Source organism: Pseudomonas sp. OG7 (genome assembly GCF_014192825.1).
In the GTDB taxonomy this organism is placed as follows: Bacteria; Pseudomonadota; Gammaproteobacteria; order Pseudomonadales; family Pseudomonadaceae; genus Aquipseudomonas; species Aquipseudomonas monteilii.
On the sequence record NZ_JACHYK010000009.1, the window covers coordinates 190,259 to 209,269 of the forward strand.

17 protein-coding genes and 2 pseudogenes are annotated in these 19,011 nt (G+C 61.3%); 14 read left to right on the forward strand and 5 right to left on the reverse strand.

Annotated features, from left to right (window positions below; all coding sequences use genetic code 11):
- Window positions 1-26: 26 nt before the first annotated feature.
- Entirely contained in the window at window positions 27-665 is a 639-nt protein-coding gene (locus FHW75_RS27260; RefSeq protein WP_019096470.1) for an RHS repeat-associated core domain-containing protein, read from the forward strand.
- A gap of 19 nt (window positions 666-684) precedes the next feature.
- Here FHW75_RS27260 and FHW75_RS27265 read toward each other — a convergent pair whose 3' ends face one another.
- Window positions 685-1,557, reverse strand: a complete 873-nt coding sequence (locus FHW75_RS27265; RefSeq protein ID WP_409347974.1) for a methyl-accepting chemotaxis protein — start codon at window positions 1,555-1,557, stop codon at window positions 685-687.
- Window positions 1,540-2,364 (reverse strand): annotated as a pseudogene (locus tag FHW75_RS27270) (MCP four helix bundle domain-containing protein); the annotation flags it as partial. The gene FHW75_RS27265 and the pseudogene FHW75_RS27270, both read right to left, overlap by 18 nt.
- A gap of 223 nt (window positions 2,365-2,587) precedes the next feature.
- On the opposite strand from FHW75_RS27270, the gene FHW75_RS21865 reads away from it, so the two are divergent.
- The 4 genes and pseudogenes from FHW75_RS21865 to FHW75_RS27280 all read left to right on the forward strand — a co-directional run bounded on the left by FHW75_RS21865 (window position 2,588) and on the right by FHW75_RS27280 (window position 5,191).
- A complete protein-coding gene (locus FHW75_RS21865) occupies window positions 2,588-2,815 on the forward strand; it encodes a hypothetical protein (protein WP_016714521.1) in 228 nt (75 codons plus the stop codon).
- Window positions 2,812-3,114 carry a cell division protein ZapA gene (locus FHW75_RS21870; RefSeq protein ID WP_016714522.1) on the forward strand — a complete coding sequence of 101 codons (303 nt, stop codon included), beginning with the start codon at window positions 2,812-2,814 and terminating at the stop codon, window positions 3,112-3,114. The genes FHW75_RS21865 and FHW75_RS21870 overlap by 4 nt, the downstream gene beginning before the upstream one ends.
- Window positions 3,115-3,298: 184 nt before the next feature.
- A pseudogene (gene mcpH / locus FHW75_RS27275) lies at window positions 3,299-4,327 on the forward strand (methyl-accepting chemotaxis protein McpH); the annotation flags it as partial.
- A gap of 135 nt (window positions 4,328-4,462) precedes the next feature.
- The gene (locus FHW75_RS27280) at window positions 4,463-5,191 is read left to right on the forward strand and encodes a methyl-accepting chemotaxis protein (protein WP_371257978.1); all 729 of its coding nucleotides are present in this window, start codon (window positions 4,463-4,465) and stop codon (window positions 5,189-5,191) included.
- Window positions 5,192-5,298: 107 nt separating this feature from the next.
- Here the strand turns inward: FHW75_RS27280 and FHW75_RS21880 are convergent, their stop codons facing one another.
- The gene (locus FHW75_RS21880; RefSeq protein ID WP_016714524.1) at window positions 5,299-6,339 is read right to left on the reverse strand and encodes a low specificity L-threonine aldolase; all 1,041 of its coding nucleotides are present in this window, start codon (window positions 6,337-6,339) and stop codon (window positions 5,299-5,301) included.
- Window positions 6,340-6,669: 330 nt separating this feature from the next.
- On the opposite strand from FHW75_RS21880, the gene FHW75_RS21885 reads away from it, so the two are divergent.
- The 7 genes from FHW75_RS21885 (at window position 6,670) to fdhA (ending at window position 15,575) form a co-directional block, all read left to right on the forward strand.
- Window positions 6,670-7,923: a serine hydroxymethyltransferase gene (locus FHW75_RS21885; RefSeq protein WP_003255681.1), complete on the forward strand. Its 1,254-nt coding sequence runs from the start codon at window positions 6,670-6,672 to the stop codon at window positions 7,921-7,923.
- Between the two features lie 15 nt (window positions 7,924-7,938).
- Window positions 7,939-9,189: a sarcosine oxidase subunit beta family protein gene (locus FHW75_RS21890; protein WP_003255680.1), complete on the forward strand. Its 1,251-nt coding sequence runs from the start codon at window positions 7,939-7,941 to the stop codon at window positions 9,187-9,189.
- A gap of 14 nt (window positions 9,190-9,203) precedes the next feature.
- Complete coding sequence (locus tag FHW75_RS21895; RefSeq protein ID WP_012270119.1) at window positions 9,204-9,539, forward strand: sarcosine oxidase subunit delta; 336 nt, start codon at window positions 9,204-9,206, stop codon at window positions 9,537-9,539.
- Window positions 9,536-12,550 (forward strand): sarcosine oxidase subunit alpha, encoded by a 3,015-nt coding sequence (locus tag FHW75_RS21900; RefSeq protein ID WP_019096473.1) that lies wholly within the window; start codon window positions 9,536-9,538, stop codon window positions 12,548-12,550. Before FHW75_RS21895 ends, FHW75_RS21900 begins: the two co-directional genes overlap by 4 nt.
- A gap of 77 nt (window positions 12,551-12,627) precedes the next feature.
- On the forward strand, window positions 12,628-13,260 hold the full coding sequence (locus FHW75_RS21905; RefSeq protein ID WP_016484539.1) for a sarcosine oxidase subunit gamma: 633 nt from the start codon (window positions 12,628-12,630) through the stop codon (window positions 13,258-13,260).
- A gap of 12 nt (window positions 13,261-13,272) precedes the next feature.
- A complete protein-coding gene (gene purU / locus FHW75_RS21910) occupies window positions 13,273-14,130 on the forward strand; it encodes a formyltetrahydrofolate deformylase (protein ID WP_019096474.1) in 858 nt (285 codons plus the stop codon).
- Window positions 14,131-14,375: 245 nt separating this feature from the next.
- Window positions 14,376-15,575, forward strand: a complete 1,200-nt coding sequence (gene fdhA, locus FHW75_RS21915; RefSeq protein ID WP_012270123.1) for a formaldehyde dehydrogenase, glutathione-independent — start codon at window positions 14,376-14,378, stop codon at window positions 15,573-15,575.
- Window positions 15,576-15,637: 62 nt separating this feature from the next.
- Here the strand turns inward: fdhA and FHW75_RS27285 are convergent, their stop codons facing one another.
- The gene (locus tag FHW75_RS27285; RefSeq protein ID WP_183674556.1) at window positions 15,638-16,537 is read right to left on the reverse strand and encodes an RHS repeat-associated core domain-containing protein; all 900 of its coding nucleotides are present in this window, start codon (window positions 16,535-16,537) and stop codon (window positions 15,638-15,640) included.
- Window positions 16,538-16,735: 198 nt separating this feature from the next.
- Between FHW75_RS27285 and FHW75_RS21925 the strand changes: the two genes are divergently transcribed.
- A complete protein-coding gene (locus FHW75_RS21925; protein WP_027610131.1) occupies window positions 16,736-17,311 on the forward strand; it encodes a DUF2780 domain-containing protein in 576 nt (191 codons plus the stop codon).
- 64 nt (window positions 17,312-17,375) lie between these two features.
- On the opposite strand, the gene FHW75_RS21930 is transcribed toward FHW75_RS21925, so the two are convergent.
- Entirely contained in the window at window positions 17,376-18,263 is an 888-nt protein-coding gene (locus FHW75_RS21930; RefSeq protein ID WP_183674559.1) for an acyltransferase, read from the reverse strand.
- A gap of 182 nt (window positions 18,264-18,445) precedes the next feature.
- On the opposite strand from FHW75_RS21930, the gene FHW75_RS21935 reads away from it, so the two are divergent.
- Window positions 18,446-18,946: an ATP-dependent zinc protease gene (locus FHW75_RS21935; protein ID WP_019096441.1), complete on the forward strand. Its 501-nt coding sequence runs from the start codon at window positions 18,446-18,448 to the stop codon at window positions 18,944-18,946.
- Window positions 18,947-19,011: the final 65 nt, after the last annotated feature.

Consider the following 19,011-nt stretch of genomic DNA (forward strand, 5'->3'; position numbering starts at 1 on the left):
TTCAGACCACTTTGAGGATCTGAATGATGCAGCGCGCTTCGACTGCCGTGAGTATATTGAGCTCAGTGCCGTACGATCCTTACGGCCTACAGCCTGGCAGGGCTGAATCATTGCTCGTATTCAATGGAGAGTTCCAAGATCGGTTCACTGGCAATTACTTGCTCGGCAACGGCAGAAGAGTATACCGCCCAGCTTTAAGGCGATTCTTATCTGCAGACCATCTGAGCCCATTCTCCAAGGGTGGCATCAGTGCTTATGCCTATTGCCTGGACGATCCGGTTAACAGGCATGACCCAAGTGGGGCGATGAGTGTCCTTGCGTTGTTTAAAAACGCTATATGGTTAGCTTCGCGGATCAAAGCTGCCTGGTCTGGCCCTAGCAGGCTAAAAGTAGTGTCTGAAACAGCGAAGTGGACGGCCCTCGTTGGAAGTAAGCTGGTTTCTTACGGCGTACCTGGTAGTAATGAGTTGGTCGTTGCCGCAGGCCTTGTGAAGGTTGGGGTGAAAGGATTTTCGACTGCCAAATCCCTGAACAAGAAGCTTAAGGATGGCTATGGCCCCTTCGTGATGGATCTGGCAGAGGCCGAGTTCTCGCCTTTCGTTGGCCCTATCGCCAGCAGGTCTTCAAGCCCCATCAAAAGCGCTGAACAGATCAGGGCCGCATAGCGGCCCCAGGTTCTTCAGATCAGGTACGGAAGCGTGCCACCAACCCATTCAGGTCCACGGCAAGGCGCGACAGTTCAGCACTCGCCGCACTGGTCTGATGCGCCCCGGTAGCACTCTGCACCGACAGGTCATTGATGTTCACCAGGTTGCGGTCCACTTCCCGCGCCACCTGCGCCTGCTCTTCCGCCGCGCTGGCAATCACCAGGTTCCGCTCGTTGATCTGTGCCACTGCCCCAGCAATGGTATCCAGCGCCATGCCCGCGCCCCGGGCGATATTCAGTGTCGACTCGGCACGCTCGGTGCTGGTGCGCATCGACTCCACAGCCTCTTCCGTGCCGCCCTGAATGCTGCCGATCATCCGCTCGATCTCGCTGGTCGACTGCTGGGTACGGTGTGCCAGCGCACGCACTTCATCGGCCACCACGGCAAAACCACGGCCCGCTTCGCCGGCACGCGCCGCCTCGATGGCAGCATTGAGCGCCAGCAGGTTGGTCTGGTCGGCCAGGCCGCGGATCACGTCGAGTACCTTGCCGATGTCGCGCGACTGTTCGGCCAGGTGAGTGATCAATTTGGCAGTGGCCTGCACATCACCGCTCATGCGCTCGATGGCGCCCACGGTCTCCATTACCAAGTCACGACCGTCGCCGGTCGAGCGGCTGGCTTCACTGGACGCTTCCGAGGTACTCACGGCGTTGCGCGCCACTTCTTCCACAGCGCTGGTCATTTCGGTTACGGCAGTGGCGGCCTGTTCTATCTCGTTGTTCTGCTGTTGCAGGCCACGGGCGCTTTCGTCTGTGACGGCGTTCAACTCTTCGGCCGCCGAGGCCAGCTGGGTCGCAGAGCCAGCGATCAGCTGCAGGGTATCGCGCAGCTTGTCCTGCATGCGGGCCATGGCGCGCAGCAAACGGGCGGCTTCGTCGGTGCCTTCGGCGCGGATGACGTGGGTCAGGTCACCGTCGGCGACTTGCTCGGCGCACTTGAGCGCCTCTTCGATCGGTTTGACGATGCTGCGGGTCAGCAGGAAGGCGCAGGCGAAAGTCAGCACGGTGGCGGCAACCAGCAGGCCGATCACCAGGGCGAAAGCCGCAGCGTACTGGCTGGCGGCTTTTTCGTTGGTGGCGCGGGTCTGGTCGGTGTTGATGCGCACGAGGGTGTCCATGACCTTGTTGATCTGCTCGGAATTGGCCAGCAGGTCACGGTTCAGCAGGTCGCGCAGTTCGTCCAGGCGGTCGGCCTGGCTCAGGGTGCGCATGCGCGACTCCAGCTGGCGGTACTGGTTGAGCAACTGGCCATACTGGTCGAACGCGGCCTGTTCGTCGGCAGCGGTGATCATGGGCAGGTAGGCCTGGCGTGCGCGGTCGATCTGGCTGTTGCGCTGGTCCAGCAGGTTGAGGGTATCGCGCTGGGTTTCTGGCTCACGGTTGAGCAGCAGGCGGTAGGAGAGGGTGCGCATACGCAGGTTCAGCGCGGTGAGTTCGTCGAGGATCTTGATGCTGGGCACGCTGACCTGCTCGATAGCCACGCCGGCTTGGCGGATGTTGCCCATCTGTATCAGCGAGAAGACACCAAGGCCAAGCATCAGCAGGCCGATCAGCGCGAAGCCCAGCAGCGCGCGCGGGGCGATATTCATGTTGCGTAGAGACATGGAGAGGAGGGTCCAGGCAAGGGGAAATAAGGTGCGTAAAGTGCGACAAAACATGACTTGCCGGGCTATCGGTCGTGACTGGCCAGTCTTGAGTGCGACCGGTGAAAATTGTGAGGTGGCTAACCTTTTCCTGACCGGCGGTTGACGCAGGTCGGAACAAGGGGGCCGTTACCCTGTCAATCTGCGGGTTCGACACCTTATGAATCTGATATTTAATGGCGATGGGCGGCACTTTTCTTTATCGTGTGCGCCCCTCGCAACAACCTGAGATAGACCCATGCTGGAAGCTTCCCTGAATCAAATCGAGCAACTGGTCAGCGACCTGATGCAGAAAAACGCTCAACTCACCGAGCAGAACGCTACCCTCGGCACGCAATTGGCGCAGGCCAAGGAAGAGAACGAAACCCTGCAACTGTCGCTGATGGAGCAGGAAGAGAAAAACGGCAGCACCGCTGCCCGCCTGCAGGCCCTGGTTGATCGCGCCAGCGCTGGCGTCGGCGCATGAGATTGCACGAGCAGCCGGTCAATGTCGTGTCGATTCTCGGCATCGACTATTCGATCAAGGCGCCCGAAGGCCAGGAAGAAACCCTGGCCCAGGCGGTGCGGATGCTCAACACCGCCCTGAACGAGACCAAGCGTCAGTACCCGACCCTGATCGGCGACAAGTTGCTGGTGCTGGCTGCCCTTAACCTGTGCTCAAAGCAGGTTGAACTGCAGAAAGAACACCAGCAAACCCTGGCACGTACCCAGGCGCAGATCGACGCCACGGTGGACGCCATCGTGCGGACCATTGCCGAGCAATAACGGCCTGATACCGAGATCCCTGTGGGAGCGGGCGCGCCCGCTCCCACAGGATTCGTGTTGTTGTTCTAGATCACTGGATTAACTGGATACGCAAGTGTATACACTTCTCGCAAAACAATAATGTGCGGGGAGTAGGGGCATGCGTATCTGGCGTAAAAGCATCCAGTGGCAATTGATCACCAGCATGGGCGCCGCCCTGCTGGCCAGCATCCTGGTGGTGGTCATCATTTTCACCGTGGCGCTCAACCGCCTCACCGATCGCTACCTGGTCGACACTGCGCTGCCGGCCAGCATCGAAGCCATCCGCAACGACATCGAGCGCATGCTCGGCCAGCCGCTGGTAGCTGCAGCAGACATTGCCGGCAACACCCTGCTGCGCGACTGGCTGGCTGCTGGCGAAGACCCCGTCCAGGCCCCGCAATTCATCGAATACCTGGCCGCCGCCAAGCAGCGCAACAAAGCCTTCACCACGCTGTTTGCCTCGACCGAAACCGGCCATTACTACAACGAGAATGGCCTGGACCGCACCCTTGACCGCAGCAACCCCAAGGACAAATGGTTCTACGGTTACATCGACAGCGGCGCCGAGCGGTTCATCAACATCGACATCGACGGTGCGACCGGCGAGCTGGCGCTGTTCATCGACTACCGCGTAGAAAAGCAAGGCCAATTGGTGGGCGTGGCCGGCATGGGCCTGCGCATGACCGAACTCTCGAAGCTGATTCACGACTTCAGCTTCGGCGAACACGGCAAAGTATTTCTGGTGCGTAACGATGGCTTGATCCAGGTGCATCCGGACGCTGCCTTCAGTGGCAAGCGCCAGCTTGCCGAGCAGCTTGGCACGGACGCAGCCAAGGGCGTCATGACGGGAAGCGAAGGCCTGCGCAGCAGCCGTTTCAGCCGCGACGGCGAACGCTACCTGGCGCTTGGCTTGCCCCTGCGCGACCTCAACTGGACCCTGGTGGCCGAAGTGCCAGAGTCGGAAATCTACGCGCAAATGCACCAGGCTGTCTGGCTGACCAGTCTCATCGGTGGTGCCGTAGCGTTGGTGTCGCTACTGCTGGTGGTGCTGCTGGCGCGTGGTCTGGTGCGACCAATCCGTCGCGTCACTGCGGCATTGGTGCAGATCGGCAGCGGTGCGGGTGATCTCAGCCACCGCCTGGATGATGCACGCCAGGACGAACTGGGTGACCTGGCCCGTGGCTTCAACCGCTTCCTCGACAGCCAGCGCAGCCTGATCGGCGAGGTGTTGCAGACTTCCGAACGGCTGCATCGGGCGGTTGAGCAGGTGACTCAGGTGGTGGACAACACCGCCGAGCGTTCCGGACGGCAGCAGGAAATGACCGAGATGGTCGCCACCGCTGTACACGAGATGGGTCTGACCGTGCAGGACATAGCCCGCAATGCCGGTGAGGCGGCGCAGGCCTCGCAGTCGGCACGGGACGAGGCCTTGCAGGCGCGTGAGGTGGTGCAACGCTCGATTCGTGGTATCGAGGGGATGTCGGGCGACATCGGCAAGGCCGCTGATGCCGTCAGCCAGTTGGCTGATGAAGTCGCCTCGATCGATGAAGTGCTCGCAGTAATCCGTAGCATCTCTGAACAAACCAATTTGCTGGCGTTGAACGCTGCCATCGAGGCCGCACGGGCAGGGGAGATGGGGCGCGGGTTTGCCGTGGTGGCCGATGAGGTGCGTACGTTGGCCAGACGTACACAGCTGTCCACCGACGAAGTGCAGCAGATGATCCAGCGCCTGAAGCAGGGCGCGGGTTCGGCGGTGAGCTCGATGCAGGCGGGGCAGCAGGCGACTGGCAGTGGTGTGGCATCGAGCCAGCGCACCGGGGCGTCGCTGGGTGCAATTACCGACCAGGTGGAGCACATTAGCGACATGAACCATCAAGTGGCAACGGCGACGGAAGAGCAGTCGGCGGTGACTGAAGAGATCAACCGGACAGTGCAGGGGATTTCCGACCTGGCGCGGGAGACGGCGGCGGAGGTGCAAGGGTGTCGCGAGGAGTGCCAGGCGCTGCGTGGCTTGGCCGATGACCTGGCGCGACAGATGGGTGGGTTCAGGCTCTAGATCGGTGTTGGCTTTTTCGCGGGGCAAGCCCGCACCCACAAGTACAGCGCCAATCTCAGCGACGGCGCTGTACTTGTGGGTGCGGGCTTGCCCCGCGATGCGGCCTGTCAGTCAGTGATGATGCTACGGATATCCGCCGCCAGCTCCCGCACCCGCTCTTCCTCGGTATCCCACGAGCACATGAACCGTGCACCGCCGCTGCCAATAAAGGTATAGAACCGCCACCCCTTGCCGCGCAGCGCTTCAATCGCGTGCTCCGGCATCTGCAGAAACACCCCGTTGGCCTCCACCGGGAACATCAGCTCCACACCCGGCAGGTCACTTACCAGCGAGGCCAGCAACTGCGCGCAGTGGTTGGCGTGGTTGCCATGGCGCAACCAGGCGCCATCTTCCAATAGGCCCACCCACGGTGCCGACAGGAAGCGCATCTTCGACGCCAGTTGCCCGGCCTGCTTGCAGCGGTAGTCGAAGTCTTCGGCCAGCTGGCGGTTGAAGAACAGGATCGCCTCACCCACGGCCATGCCGTTCTTGGTGCCGCCAAAGCACAGCACATCTACACCGGCCTTCCAGGTCAGCTCGGCCGGGCTGCAGCCGAGAAACGCGCAGGCATTGGTAAAGCGCGCGCCATCCATGTGCAGGTTCAGCCCCAGTTCCTTACAGGTTGCGCTGATCGCTTTGAGCTCATCTGGGCGATAAACGGTGCCTACTTCGGTGGCCTGTGTGATGGTGACCACACGTGGTTTTGGGTAGTGGATGTCTTGGCGCTTGAGCGCCACTTCACGGATGGATTCCGGCGTCAGCTTGCCGTTGACGCTGGCCGCCGTCAGCAGCTTGGAACCGTTGGAGAAGAACTCCGGGGCACCGCATTCGTCGGTTTCGACGTGCGCGGTCTCGGAGCAGATGACGCTGTGGTAGCTCTGGCACAGCGAGGCCAGGGCCAGGGAGTTGGCGGCGGTGCCGTTGAAGGCGAAGAACACCTCGCAGTCGGTTTCGAACAGGTTGCGGAAGTATTCCGAGGCGCGCTCGGTCCACTGGTCGTCGCCGTAAGCGCGGTCGTGGCCGTGGTTGGCCTTTTCCATTGCTGCCCAGGCTTCTGGGCAGATGCCGGAATAGTTGTCGCTGGCGAATTGTTGGCTCTTATCTGTCATGACACGGTCCTGTGAACGACGCAGAACAGCACTCTAAACCATCGATTCAGCGGTTGCCTATACAACCCCGACATAAGCTGATTTCAGGGTTGTCTGGACCGGCCTCTTCGCGGGACAAGCCCGCTCCCACAATGGCCCGTGTACACAGGGCCATTGTGGGAGCGGGCTTGTCCCGCGAAGAGGCCGGCACGACTAACACAAAAGCCAATGTCGTAAACGCGCCATTGCAAGGCGTGCGCAGGCATCTGACCCGCCCCGACCAGTCATAACATCGCCACAAAGGGCCACAGTGCCCCACGACAAAAAACGATCGCTGCCGGGAGATACACGATGTTCAGCAAGCAAGACCAGATCCAAGGTTACGACGACGCACTGCTGGCGGCGATGAATGCCGAAGAACAGCGCCAGGAAGATCACATCGAGCTGATCGCCTCGGAGAACTACACCAGCAAGCGCGTCATGCAGGCCCAAGGCAGCGGCCTCACCAACAAGTACGCCGAAGGCTACCCGGGCAAGCGCTACTACGGTGGCTGCGAGCACGTGGACAAGGTAGAAGCCCTGGCCATCGAGCGCGCCAAGCAGCTGTTCGGCGCCGACTACGCCAACGTCCAGCCGCACTCCGGTTCGTCGGCCAACGGCGCTGTCTACCTGGCCCTGCTGCAGGCCGGTGACACCATCCTCGGCATGAGCCTGGCCCACGGCGGCCACCTGACCCACGGCGCTAAAGTGTCGTCCTCGGGCAAGCTGTACAACGCTGTTCAGTACGGCATCGACACCAACACCGGCCTGATCGACTACGACGAAGTCGAGCGCCTGGCCGTCGAGCACAAGCCGAAAATGATCGTTGCCGGCTTCTCGGCCTACTCCAAAACCCTCGACTTCCCACGCTTCCGCGCCATCGCCGACAAGGTCGGTGCGCTGCTGTTCGTCGACATGGCCCACGTTGCCGGTCTGGTTGCTGCTGGCCTGTACCCGAACCCGATTCCGTTCGCAGACGTGGTGACTACTACCACCCACAAGACCCTGCGCGGCCCACGTGGCGGCCTGATCCTGGCCAAGTCGAACGAAGAGATCGAGAAAAAGCTGAACGCCGCTGTATTCCCAGGCGCCCAGGGCGGCCCGCTGATGCACGTGATCGCCGCCAAGGCCGTGTGCTTCAAGGAAGCACTGGAGCCAGGCTTCAAGGCCTACCAGCAACAAGTGATCGAAAACGCCCAGGCCATGGCCCAGGTGTTCATCGACCGTGGCTACGACGTGGTATCCGGTGGCACCGACAACCACCTGTTCCTGGTCAGCCTGATTCGCCAGGGCCTGACGGGTAAAGATGCTGACGCCGCCCTCGGCCGCGCGCACATTACCGTCAACAAGAACGCCGTGCCGAACGACCCGCAGTCGCCGTTCGTCACCTCGGGCCTGCGCATCGGTACCCCGGCCGTCACCACCCGTGGCTTCAAGGTTGCCCAGTGCGTGGCCCTGGCCGGCTGGATCTGCGACATCCTCGACAACCTCGGTGACGCCGACGTCGAAGCCGATGTGGCGAAGAACGTCGCTGCCCTGTGCGCCGACTTCCCTGTTTACCGCTGAGTGGAGTAAACGACCATGCAACGCTACTCGGGCTTCGGCCTTTTCAAACACTCCCTCAGCCACCACGAAAACTGGCAGCGCATGTGGCGCACGCCCACCCCTAAAAAGGTGTACGACGTGGTTATCGTCGGCGGTGGCGGCCATGGCCTGGCCACGGCTTATTACCTGGCCAAAGAGCACGGCATCACCAACGTCGCCGTTATCGAGAAGGGCTACCTGGGCGGCGGCAACACCGCCCGTAACACCACCATCGTGCGTTCCAACTACCTGTGGGACGAGTCGGCGCACCTGTACGAGCACGCCATGAAGCTGTGGGAAGGCCTGTCTCAGGACCTGAACTACAACGTCATGTTCTCCCAGCGCGGCGTGTACAACCTGTGCCACACCTTGCAGGACATGCGTGACTCCGAGCGCCGCGTCAGCGCCAACCGCCTGAACGGCGTGGATGGCGAGCTGCTGAACACCGCCCAGGTTGCCGCAGAAATCCCGTACCTGGACTGCTCCAAGAACACCCGCTACCCGATCCTGGGTGCCACCGTGCAGCGCCGTGGTGGCGTGGCCCGTCACGACGCCGTGGCCTGGGGCTTCGCCCGTGCTGCCGACGCCCTGGGCGTTGACCTGATCCAGCAAACCGAAGTGATCGGCTTCCGCAAGGAAAACGGCGCGGTCATCGGTGTGGAAACCAACAAAGGCTTCATTGGCGCCAAGCGCGTTGGTGTGGTCACCGCCGGTAACTCCGGGCACATGGCCAAGCTGGCCGGCTTCCGCCTGCCGCTGGAATCGCACCCGCTGCAAGCGCTGGTGTCCGAGCCGATCAAGCCGATCATCGACAGCGTGATCATGTCCAACGCCGTACACGGCTACATCAGCCAGTCCGACAAGGGCGACCTGGTGATCGGTGCCGGTATCGATGGCTGGGTCGGCTACGGCCAGCGCGGTTCGTACCCGGTGATCGAGCACACCCTGCAGGCCATCGTCGAAATGTTCCCCAACCTGTCGCGCGTTCGCATGAACCGCCAGTGGGGTGGCATCGTCGATACCTCGCCAGACGCCTGCCCGATCATCACCAAGACCCCGGTCAAGAACATGTTCTTCAACTGCGGTTGGGGTACTGGCGGCTTCAAGGCGACCCCGGGTTCGGGCAACGTCTTCGCCGCGAGCCTGGCCAAGGGCGAAATGCACCCACTGGCCGCGCCGTTCTCCATGGACCGTTTCTACAACGGCGCACTGATCGACGAACACGGCGCCGCCGCCGTCGCCCACTAACCGGAGACACCGTCATGTTGCATATTTTCTGTCCCCACTGCGGCGAGCTGCGCTCCGAAGAAGAGTTCCACGCCTCTGGCCAGGCGCACATCGCCCGCCCGCTGGACCCTAACGCCTGCTCCGACGAGGAGTGGGGTACCTACATGTTCTACCGTGACAACCCACGCGGGATTCACCATGAACTGTGGGACCACGTTGCCGGCTGCCGCCAGTACTTCAATGTCACCCGCGACACCGTGACCTACGAGATTCTGGAAACCTACAAGATTGGCGAGAAGCCGCAAGTGACCGCCAACGGTAAAGCTGCAAACGCACCGTCGACCGTCAAAGGCCAAGGGGAAAAAGTATGAGCCAGACCTATCGCCTCGCCAGCGGCGGCCGTATCGACCGCAGCAAGGTCCTGAACTTCAGTTTCAACGGCAAGACCTACCAGGGTTATGCCGGTGACAGCCTGGCCGCCGCGTTGCTGGCCAACGGCGTCGACATCGTTGGCCGCAGCTTCAAGTACTCGCGTCCACGCGGCATCATCGCTGCAGGTACCGAAGAGCCGAACGCCATCCTGCAGATCGGCTCCAGCGAAGCCACCCAGATCCCGAACGTGCGTGCCACCCAGCAGGCGCTGTACGCAGGCCTTGTCGCCACCAGCACCAACGGCTGGCCGAACGTCAACAACGACGTCATGGGCATCCTTGGCAAGGTGGGCGGCAGCATGATGCCGCCGGGCTTCTACTACAAAACCTTCATGTACCCGAAATCGTTCTGGATGACGTACGAGAAGTACATCCGCAAAGCCGCAGGCCTGGGCCGTGCGCCGCTGCAGAACGACCCGGACAGCTACGACTACATGAACCAGCACTGCGACGTGCTGATCGTCGGTGCCGGCCCTGCTGGCCTGGCCGCTGCCCTGGCCGCTGCGCGCAGCGGTGCCCGCGTGATCCTGGCTGACGAGCAGGAAGAGTTCGGCGGCAGCCTGCTCGACACCCGCGAAACCCTCGACGGCAAGCCTGCCACCGACTGGGTCAACGCCGTGGTCAAAGAGCTGGAAGGCCTGCCGGAAGTTACCCTGCTGCCACGCGCCACGGTCAACGGCTACCACGACCATAACTTCCTGACCATCCACGAGCGCCTCACCGACCACCTCGGCGACCGCGCCCCGATCGGCCAGGTTCGCCACCGTGTGCACCGTGTACGCGCCAAACGCGTGGTACTGGCTGCCGGCGCCCACGAGCGCCCGCTGGTGTACGGCAACAACGACGTGCCGGGTAACATGCTGGCCGGTGCCGTTTCTACCTACGTTCGCCGCTACGGCGTGGCCCCAGGCCGCAAGCTGGTGCTGTCGACCAACAACGATCACGCCTACCGCGCCGCGCTGGACTGGCACGACGCTGGCCTGCAAGTGGTCGCCATCGCCGACGCCCGCCACAACCCACGTGGCTCGCTGGTTGAAGAAGCGCGTGCCAAGGGCATTCGTATCCTTACCTCCAGCGCCGTGGTCGAGGCCAAAGGCAGCAAGCACGTCACCGGCGCCCGTGTGGCCGCCATCGATGTGCAGGCGCACAAAGTCACCAGCCCAGGCGAAACCCTCGAGTGCGACCTGATCGCGTCCTCGGGCGGCTACAGCCCGATCGTACACCTGGCCTCGCACCTGGGCGGTCGCCCGGTATGGCGTGACGACATCCTCGGCTTCGTGCCGGGCGATGCGCCGCAAAAACGCGAATGCGTGGGTGGTATCAATGGTGTCTACGCCCTTGGCGACGTGATTGCCGATGGCTTCGAAGGCGGCGTGCGCGCAGCCACCGAAGCAGGCTTCAAGGCAACCGTCGGCACCCTGCCGAAAACCGTTGCACGCAAGGAAGAGGCCACCGTGGCGCTGTTCCTGGTGCCGCACGACAAGGGCACCAAGGGGCCGAAGCAGTTCGTCGACCAGCAGAACGACGTGACCGCTGCCGGTATCGAACTGGCCACCCGTGAAGGCTTCGAGTCGGTCGAGCACGTCAAACGCTACACCGCGTTGGGCTTCGGTACCGACCAGGGCAAACTGGGCAACATCAACGGCCTGGCCATCGCCGCCCGTTCGATCGGCATCACCATCCCGGAAATGGGCACCACCATGTTCCGCCCCAACTACACGCCGGTTACCTTCGGCGCCGTAGCGGGCCGTCACTGTGGTCACCTGTTCGAGCCGGTGCGCTTCACCGCCCTGCATGCCTGGCACGTGAAGAACGGCGCCGAGTTCGAAGACGTCGGCCAGTGGAAGCGCCCGTGGTACTTCCCGAAAGCCGGTGAAGACATCCATGCCGCCGTGGCCCGTGAATGCAAGGCCGTGCGCGACAGCGTGGGCCTGCTGGACGCCTCCACCCTGGGCAAGATCGATATCCAGGGCCCGGATGCGCGCGAGTTCCTCAACCGCATCTACACCAACGCCTGGACCAAGCTCGACGTGGGCAAGGCCCGCTACGGCCTGATGTGCAAGGAAGACGGCATGGTCTTCGACGACGGCGTAACTGCCTGCGTTGGCGATAACCACTTCATCATGACCACCACCACCGGCGGCGCCGCCCGCGTGCTGCAGTGGATGGAGCTGTACCACCAGACCGAATGGCCAGAGCTGAAGGTGTACTTCACTTCGGTCACCGACCACTGGGCCACCATGACCCTGTCCGGCCCCAACAGCCGCAAGCTGCTGAGCGAGCTGACCGACATCGACATGGACAAGGAAGCCTTCCCGTTCATGACCTGGAAGGAAGGCAACGTGGGCGGCGTGCCAGCCCGTGTGTTCCGTATCTCGTTCACCGGTGAGCTGTCGTACGAAGTGAACGTGCAGGCCAACTACGCCATGGGCGTGCTGGAACAGATCATCGAGGCCGGCAAGAAGTACAACCTGACCCCGTACGGCACCGAGACCATGCACGTACTGCGTGCCGAGAAGGGCTTCATCATCGTGGGCCAGGACACCGACGGCTCGATGACCCCGGACGACCTGAACATGAGTTGGTGCGTGGGCCGCAACAAGCCGTTCTCGTGGATCGGCCTGCGTGGCATGAACCGTGAAGACTGCGTGCGCGAGAACCGCAAGCAACTGGTAGGCCTGAAGCCGGTCGACCCGACCAAATGGCTGCCGGAAGGCGCCCAGCTGGTATTCGACCCGAAACAGCCGATCCCGATGGACATGGTTGGCCACGTGACCTCCAGCTACGCGTCCAACTCCCTGGGCTACTCGTTCGCCATGGGCGTGGTCAAAGGCGGCCTCAAGCGCATGGGCGAGCGCGTGTACTCGCCGCAGGCGGATGGCAGCGTGATCGAGGCGGAGATCGTGTCTTCGGTGTTCTTCGATCCGAAGGGTGAGCGGCAGAACGTCTAAAGGCCCCCGGATAGCGGCGCAGCCCAAAACCCGGTGCTGCGCTGCCCTGACGAACAAGAATTCAAGGCAGGTAAGAAATGAGCGCTATCAACGTCTTCCAGCAAAACCCCGGCGCCGAGGCCAAGGCCCAGTCGCCACTGCACCACGCCGACCTGGCCAGCCTGGTTGGCAAAGGCCGCAAGAACGCAGGCGTGACCCTGCGTGAACGCAAGTTCCTTGGCCACCTCACCCTTCGCGGCGATGGCCACAACCCGGAATTCGCCGCAGGCGTGCACAAGGCCCTGGGCCTGGAGCTGCCGGTGGCCCTGACCGTGGTCGCCAACAACGACATGTCGCTGCAATGGGTCGGCCCGGATGAATGGTTGCTGATCGTACCCGGTGGCCAGGAACTGGCTGTCGAGCAAAAGCTGCGTGCAGCCCTTGAAGGCCAGCACATCCAGGTGGTCAACGTGAGCGGCGGGCAAAGCCTGCTGGAACTGCGCGGCCCGAATGTGCGTGAAGTGCTGATGAAGTCCACCAGCTATGATGTTCACCCGAACAACTTCCCGGTGGGCAAGGCAGTGGGTACCGTGTTCGCCAAGTCGCAACTGGTGATCCGCCGCACTGCAGAAGACACCTGGGAACTGGTGATTCGCCGCAGTTTCGCCGACTACTGGTGGCTGTGGCTGCAGGACGCTTCGGCCGAGTACGGCCTGAGCATCGAAGCTTAAGGAGCGCAGAACATGAGTCGGGCACCGGATACCTGGATTCTCACCGCCGACTGCCCGAGCATGCTCGGCACCGTCGACGTGGTGACGCGTTATCTCTTCGAGCAGCGCTGCTACGTGACGGAGCACCACTCCTTCGATGACCGGCAGTCGGGGCGCTTCTTCATTCGTGTGGAGTTCCGCCAGCCGGATGATTTCGACGAGGCGGGCTTCCGGGCCGGCCTTGCCGAGCGCAGCGAAGCGTTCGGCATGACGTTTGAGCTGACCGCACCGAATCACCGCCCCAAGGTGGTGATCATGGTGTCCAAGGCCGACCACTGCCTGAACGATCTGCTGTACCGCCAGCGCATCGGCCAGTTGGGTATGGACGTGGTTGCGGTGGTGTCCAACCATCCCGACCTCGAACCGCTGGCCCAGTGGCACAAGATTCCTTACTACCACTTCGCGCTCGATCCTAAGGATAAGCCTGGGCAGGAGCGCAAGGTGCTGCAGGTGATCGAGGAGACCGGCGCCGAGCTGGTTATCCTCGCTCGCTACATGCAGGTGCTATCGCCTGAGTTGTGCAGGCGCCTGGATGGCTGGGCCATCAACATTCACCACTCGTTGTTGCCAGGGTTCAAAGGCGCCAAGCCTTATCACCAGGCGTACAACAAGGGCGTGAAGATGGTCGGCGCGACTGCGCATTACATCAACAACGACCTGGACGAAGGGCCGATCATTGCTCAGGGCGTGGAAGTGGTGGACCACAGCCATTACCCGGAAGACCTGATTGCCAAAGGGCGCGACATCGAGTGCCTGACCCTGGCGCGGGCTGTGGGTTATCACATCGAGCGTCGGGTGTTCCTCAACGCCAACCGGACGGTCGTTTTGTAACAGCCTTCACTGGCCTCTTCGCGGGCTTGCCCGCGAAGAGGCCAGAACAGGTCAACACCCCTGTTTCATCCTCCATACCCTCCAGCGACACCCCTGCCGCTAAAAGGCATCTCTCTGTCGCTCCCAGTCAGTGCATCCCGGCCCATCAGGCCCACAATTCCCCTCATTCCAGAAACACATGCCGCCCATGGATGGCGGCGCGTTCAACCACCGCTGCATAAATACAAATCAAGCGAGGTAAGAGCATGTCTGGCAATCGTGGAGTGGTATATCTCGGCGCCGGCAAGGTCGAAGTGCAGAAGATCGACTACCCGAAAATGCAGGACCCGCGCGGCAAGAAGATCGAACACGGCGTCATCCTCAAGGTGGTCTCCACCAACATCTGCGGCTCCGACCAGCACATGGTCCGCGGCCGCACCACTGCCCAGGTCGGCCTGGTCCTGGGCCACGAAATCACTGGTGAAATCGTCGAGAAGGGCAGCGACGTCGAGCGCATGCAGATCGGCGACCTGGTGTCGGTACCGTTCAACGTCGCCTGCGGCCGCTGCCGCTCCTGCAAAGAGATGCACACCGGCGTGTGCCTCACCGTCAACCCGGCCCGCGCCGGCGGTGCCTACGGCTACGTCGACATGGGCGACTGGACCGGTGGCCAGGCGGAATACGTGCTGGTGCCATACGCCGACTTCAACCTGCTGAAACTGCCCGAGCGCGATAAGGCCATGGAAAAGATCCGTGACCTGACCTGCCTGTCCGACATCCTGCCAACCGGTTACCACGGCGCCGTCACTGCCGGCGTAGGCCCAGGCAGCACCGTTTACGTCGCGGGCGCTGGCCCGGTCGGTCTGGCTGCCGCTGCCTCGGCCCGCCTGCTGGGCGCCGCCTGCGTCATCGTCGGCGACCTCAACCCGGCCCGCCTGGCGCACGCCAAGTCCCAGGGCTTTGAAGTGGTCGACCTGTCCAAGGACACCCCGCTGCACGAGCAGATCGTCGACATCCTCGGTGAGCCGGAAGTGGACTGCGCCGTCGACGCCGTCGGTTTCGAAGCCCGCGGCCATGGCCACGAGGGCGCCAAGCACGAAGCCCCGGCCACCGTGCTGAACTCGCTGATGCAGGTTACCCGCGTTGCCGGCAGCATTGGTATTCCGGGCCTGTACGTGACCGAAGACCCGGGCGCGGTGGATGCCGCTGCCAAGATCGGCGCGCTGAGCATTCGCTTTGGCTTGGGCTGGGCGAAGTCGCACAGCTTCCACACCGGCCAGACCCCGACCATGAAGTACAACCGCCAGCTGATGCAGGCGATCATGTGGGATCGTATCAACATTGCTGAAGTGGTGGGTGTGCAGGTGATCAACCTGGATCAGGCGCCGGAAGGGTATGGCGAGTTTGATGCGGGTGTGCCGAAGAAGTTTGTGATCGACCCGCACAAGATGTGGGGTGCGGCGTAACAAATTTCGCTTAATAAGAGCCCCTCAATTTGAGGGGCTTTTTACACCCTATACTCGCTGATTCACTCATTTCGTCGGCGAATACGCCGTTGAATATTCTGTTGTAGACTTAGTATTTGGCCGTCCTGAGCATACATGTATAGCCTGCCTGGGTGATGATCTCTCATTATTCCCCTCATTATATTGCTCTTGATTCTTCCATTTTTTTGAGCTGAAAGACTTGCGGCAATCGATATCTCCCTGGTTATTTCAGAGAGGCCTTGAAACGGCTCTTTGCCAGGCACTGTTCGTGTATGGTCAGCCCAAATTCCGATATCATCAGCGTTACGGCCGGTTGGTATCCGATCAGGATTGTTGACCGAGAAGCGGCTACTGGAACCATGGCTAGAGGGTGGTGCTCTTCGCGGTAGAGTAGGCGCACCTTGTGCGGATACTGATTCATACGAGTTAAGGTCGGCATAGTTAGAGGAAAAACTACCGCTAGAGCTGTGCGAGTTAAGGCTGGCATAGTTAGAGGAGGAACTACCGTCAGAGCTTCGCGAGTTGATGCCGGAATATTCTGGTTGAGACGGGTACCGTTCTTGGATGGTGGGTGCTCTGTGAGGTACAGGGATTCGATCTCGACTTCTGGTTCGCCCGAATAAGTTGCCGATGCCTTTAAATAAACTCATCCAACTTTGACCTGATGGGTCCAGACGATTGATTGGGTCGCCACCACAGTAGGCATATGCATTGATACCGCCTTTGTCAAACGGGCTCATTACATCAGCCGATTGAAATCGTTGCAGGACGGGGTTGAAGCAACGATGACCGTTGCCAAGAGCATAGAGGCCTGTCAGAGCATCTCGGAACTGACCGTTAAATGCCAACAGCCTTTGCTTTGGAGGTGAATTAACTACGTACCCGTAAGGTGTGTACGCAGAAAAATGAAGGGCGCGCTCAGAATCAGGGGTTTTCTTCATCACCTTGGCCTGCTTGATGTGAATTATTGTTAGCAGTATTTCGATATCCAGCGCATGGCGCTACTGATAGAAATGACAGGTTGGCACCGCTGACCTGGGCCACTTTGATAGCCTCGACAACCAGCCCGGAACCAACCGTGAAACCCTAAGTCCAATGCCTCGTTTCCCCGGCCATCCCGGCCCATGAGGTCCCTTCCGATGAAAGCATTCACCCTGGCAACCCTGATGACCCTGGCCGCAAGCCCGGTGTTTGCCTTCAACCTCAGCGACGCGGCCAACGCCGTGTCTGCCATGCAGAACCAGCAACAGCAAGGTCAGGTGCAGGCGCCCGAGGCGCAGGCCAATTTGCTCAACACCTTGGGCAGCCAATTGAATATCACCCCCGAACAGGCCATTGGCGGGGCAGGGGCGATGTTGGGGCTGGCGCGCAATAACCTGAGCAGCGATGACTATGGGCAATTGACCAAGGCGGTGCCGGGGCTGGACCTGCTTGCGGGGGCCAATGCACTGGGTGGCTTGAGTGGCCTGGGTGAGTTGCTGGGCAAGAACAGCGGGAGCCAGTCGGCCTTGAACAATGCGCTGGGCAGCAATGTGGAAAACCGCAGCGACCTGGACACTGCGTTCAAGGCGCTGGGGATGGATACCGGGATGATCGGGCAGTTCGCGCCGTTGATTCTGCAGTACCTGGGGCAGCAGGGGATTGCCGGGTCGTTGTTGCAGAACCTGGGTAGCCTGTGGACGACGCCGGCACCGTTGGTTCAGCCTTCTGTCTAAAGACCGGGCCCTGCGGGAGCAACTGTCTTCTTGTGGAAGCTGAGCAGCCCAGACGATAAGAATCTCAGATCATTTCCTGGCGCAGTTGCTCAATCCGCTGGTCCTTCTCCTCCCAAAGCTGATTCACCCAGGCCTGCACAGTCTGGCGAAACTCAGGATCATTCTCGTAATCCCCCGCCCACAACGCCGGGTCGAGCTCACGCACCTGAATATCGATAATCACCCGGCTAATGCTGCCATTGAGCAAATCCCAGAACCCCGGTGCCTTGTTGCCGGGGTACACGATGGTCACATCCAGCAAGGCATCCAGCTGCTCACCCAACGCCGCCAACACAAACGCCACGCCACCCGCCTTGGGTTTGAGCAGGTAGCGATACAGCGACTGCTGTTCCAGGCGCTTGGCCTCGGTAAACCGGGTGCCTTCCAGGTAGTTCACCACGGTCACCGGCTGGCGTTTGAACAGCTCGCAGGCGGCCTTGGTGATTTCCAGGTCCTTGCCCTTGAGCTCGGGGTGCTTCTCCAGAAAGGCCTTGCTGTAGCGCTTCATGAACGGGTAATCCAGCCCCCACCATGCCAGGCCCAGCAGCGGTACCCAGATCAGCTCTTTCTTCAGGAAGAACTTGAAGAACGGTGTACGGCGGTTGAGGCTTTCGATCAGCGCGGGGATGTCGACCCAGGTCTGGTGGTTGCTCACGGCCAGGTACGAGGTGTCTTTGCGCAGGTTCTCGACGCCGCGAATGTCCCATTGGGTAGGAATGCACAAGGCGAAGATGGCCTTGTCGATTTCCGACCAGGTTTCGGCTACCCACATCACCGCCCACGAGGCATAGTCGCGGCCACGGCCCGGCAACACCAGTTTGAGCAGGGCGAAGACCAGCAGCGGGCAGATCAACACCACGGTATTGAGCAGCAACAGGGTGGTAGTGAGAATGCCGGTCAGCAGGCGACGCATAAAGAGACTCTTGTTGTGGGAGATAAACGGTTGGCAATGATAAGCAGCGCCGTAGCCTACGCCAAATGTCCAATGCCCGACGGCAGGGACAAATGTTTCACAACATGTTGGTTAACCTTGTGACAGCGAACCTATCCTGCCCGTGCAGTCTAAGCACTGAACCCTCTCAAGGAAGCCTGCCTGTGAAACCTCTGCTTGCCCTGTTGTCGTTGTTGGCACTGCCGGTAATGGCCGCTGAGCCTACGATCTATGGCCGTTACGAGAACATCACCCTGCCCGAGCTGGGCGAAACCCTGAAAGCCAAGATGGACACCGGTGCCTTCACCGCGTCGTTATCGGCCAAGGACATCGAACTGTTCACCCGTGATGGCGAGGAATGGGTACGCTTCCGCCTGGCCACCAAGGACTCGGATGGCAAGGTGTACGAGCACAAGGTATCGCGCATCAGCAAGATCAAGGGCCGCGCCGATGAAGAGGAAGAAGGCGATGCGCCGGAAATCTCCAAGCGCCCGGTGGTGGACCTGGAACTGTGCCTGGGTGACGTGAAGCGCACCGTGGAGGTGAACCTGGTGGACCGCAGCAGCTTCAATTACCCGCTGCTGGTGGGTTCCAAGGCGCTCCGCGAGTTCAAGGCTGCCGTGAACCCCGCCAAGAAGTTTACTGCTGGCAAGCCTGACTGCTGATTCGATCCGCCTGTTCTAGCCCTTTCGCGGGCACGCCCGCTCCCACAGGACTAGCGCTGCTCTGA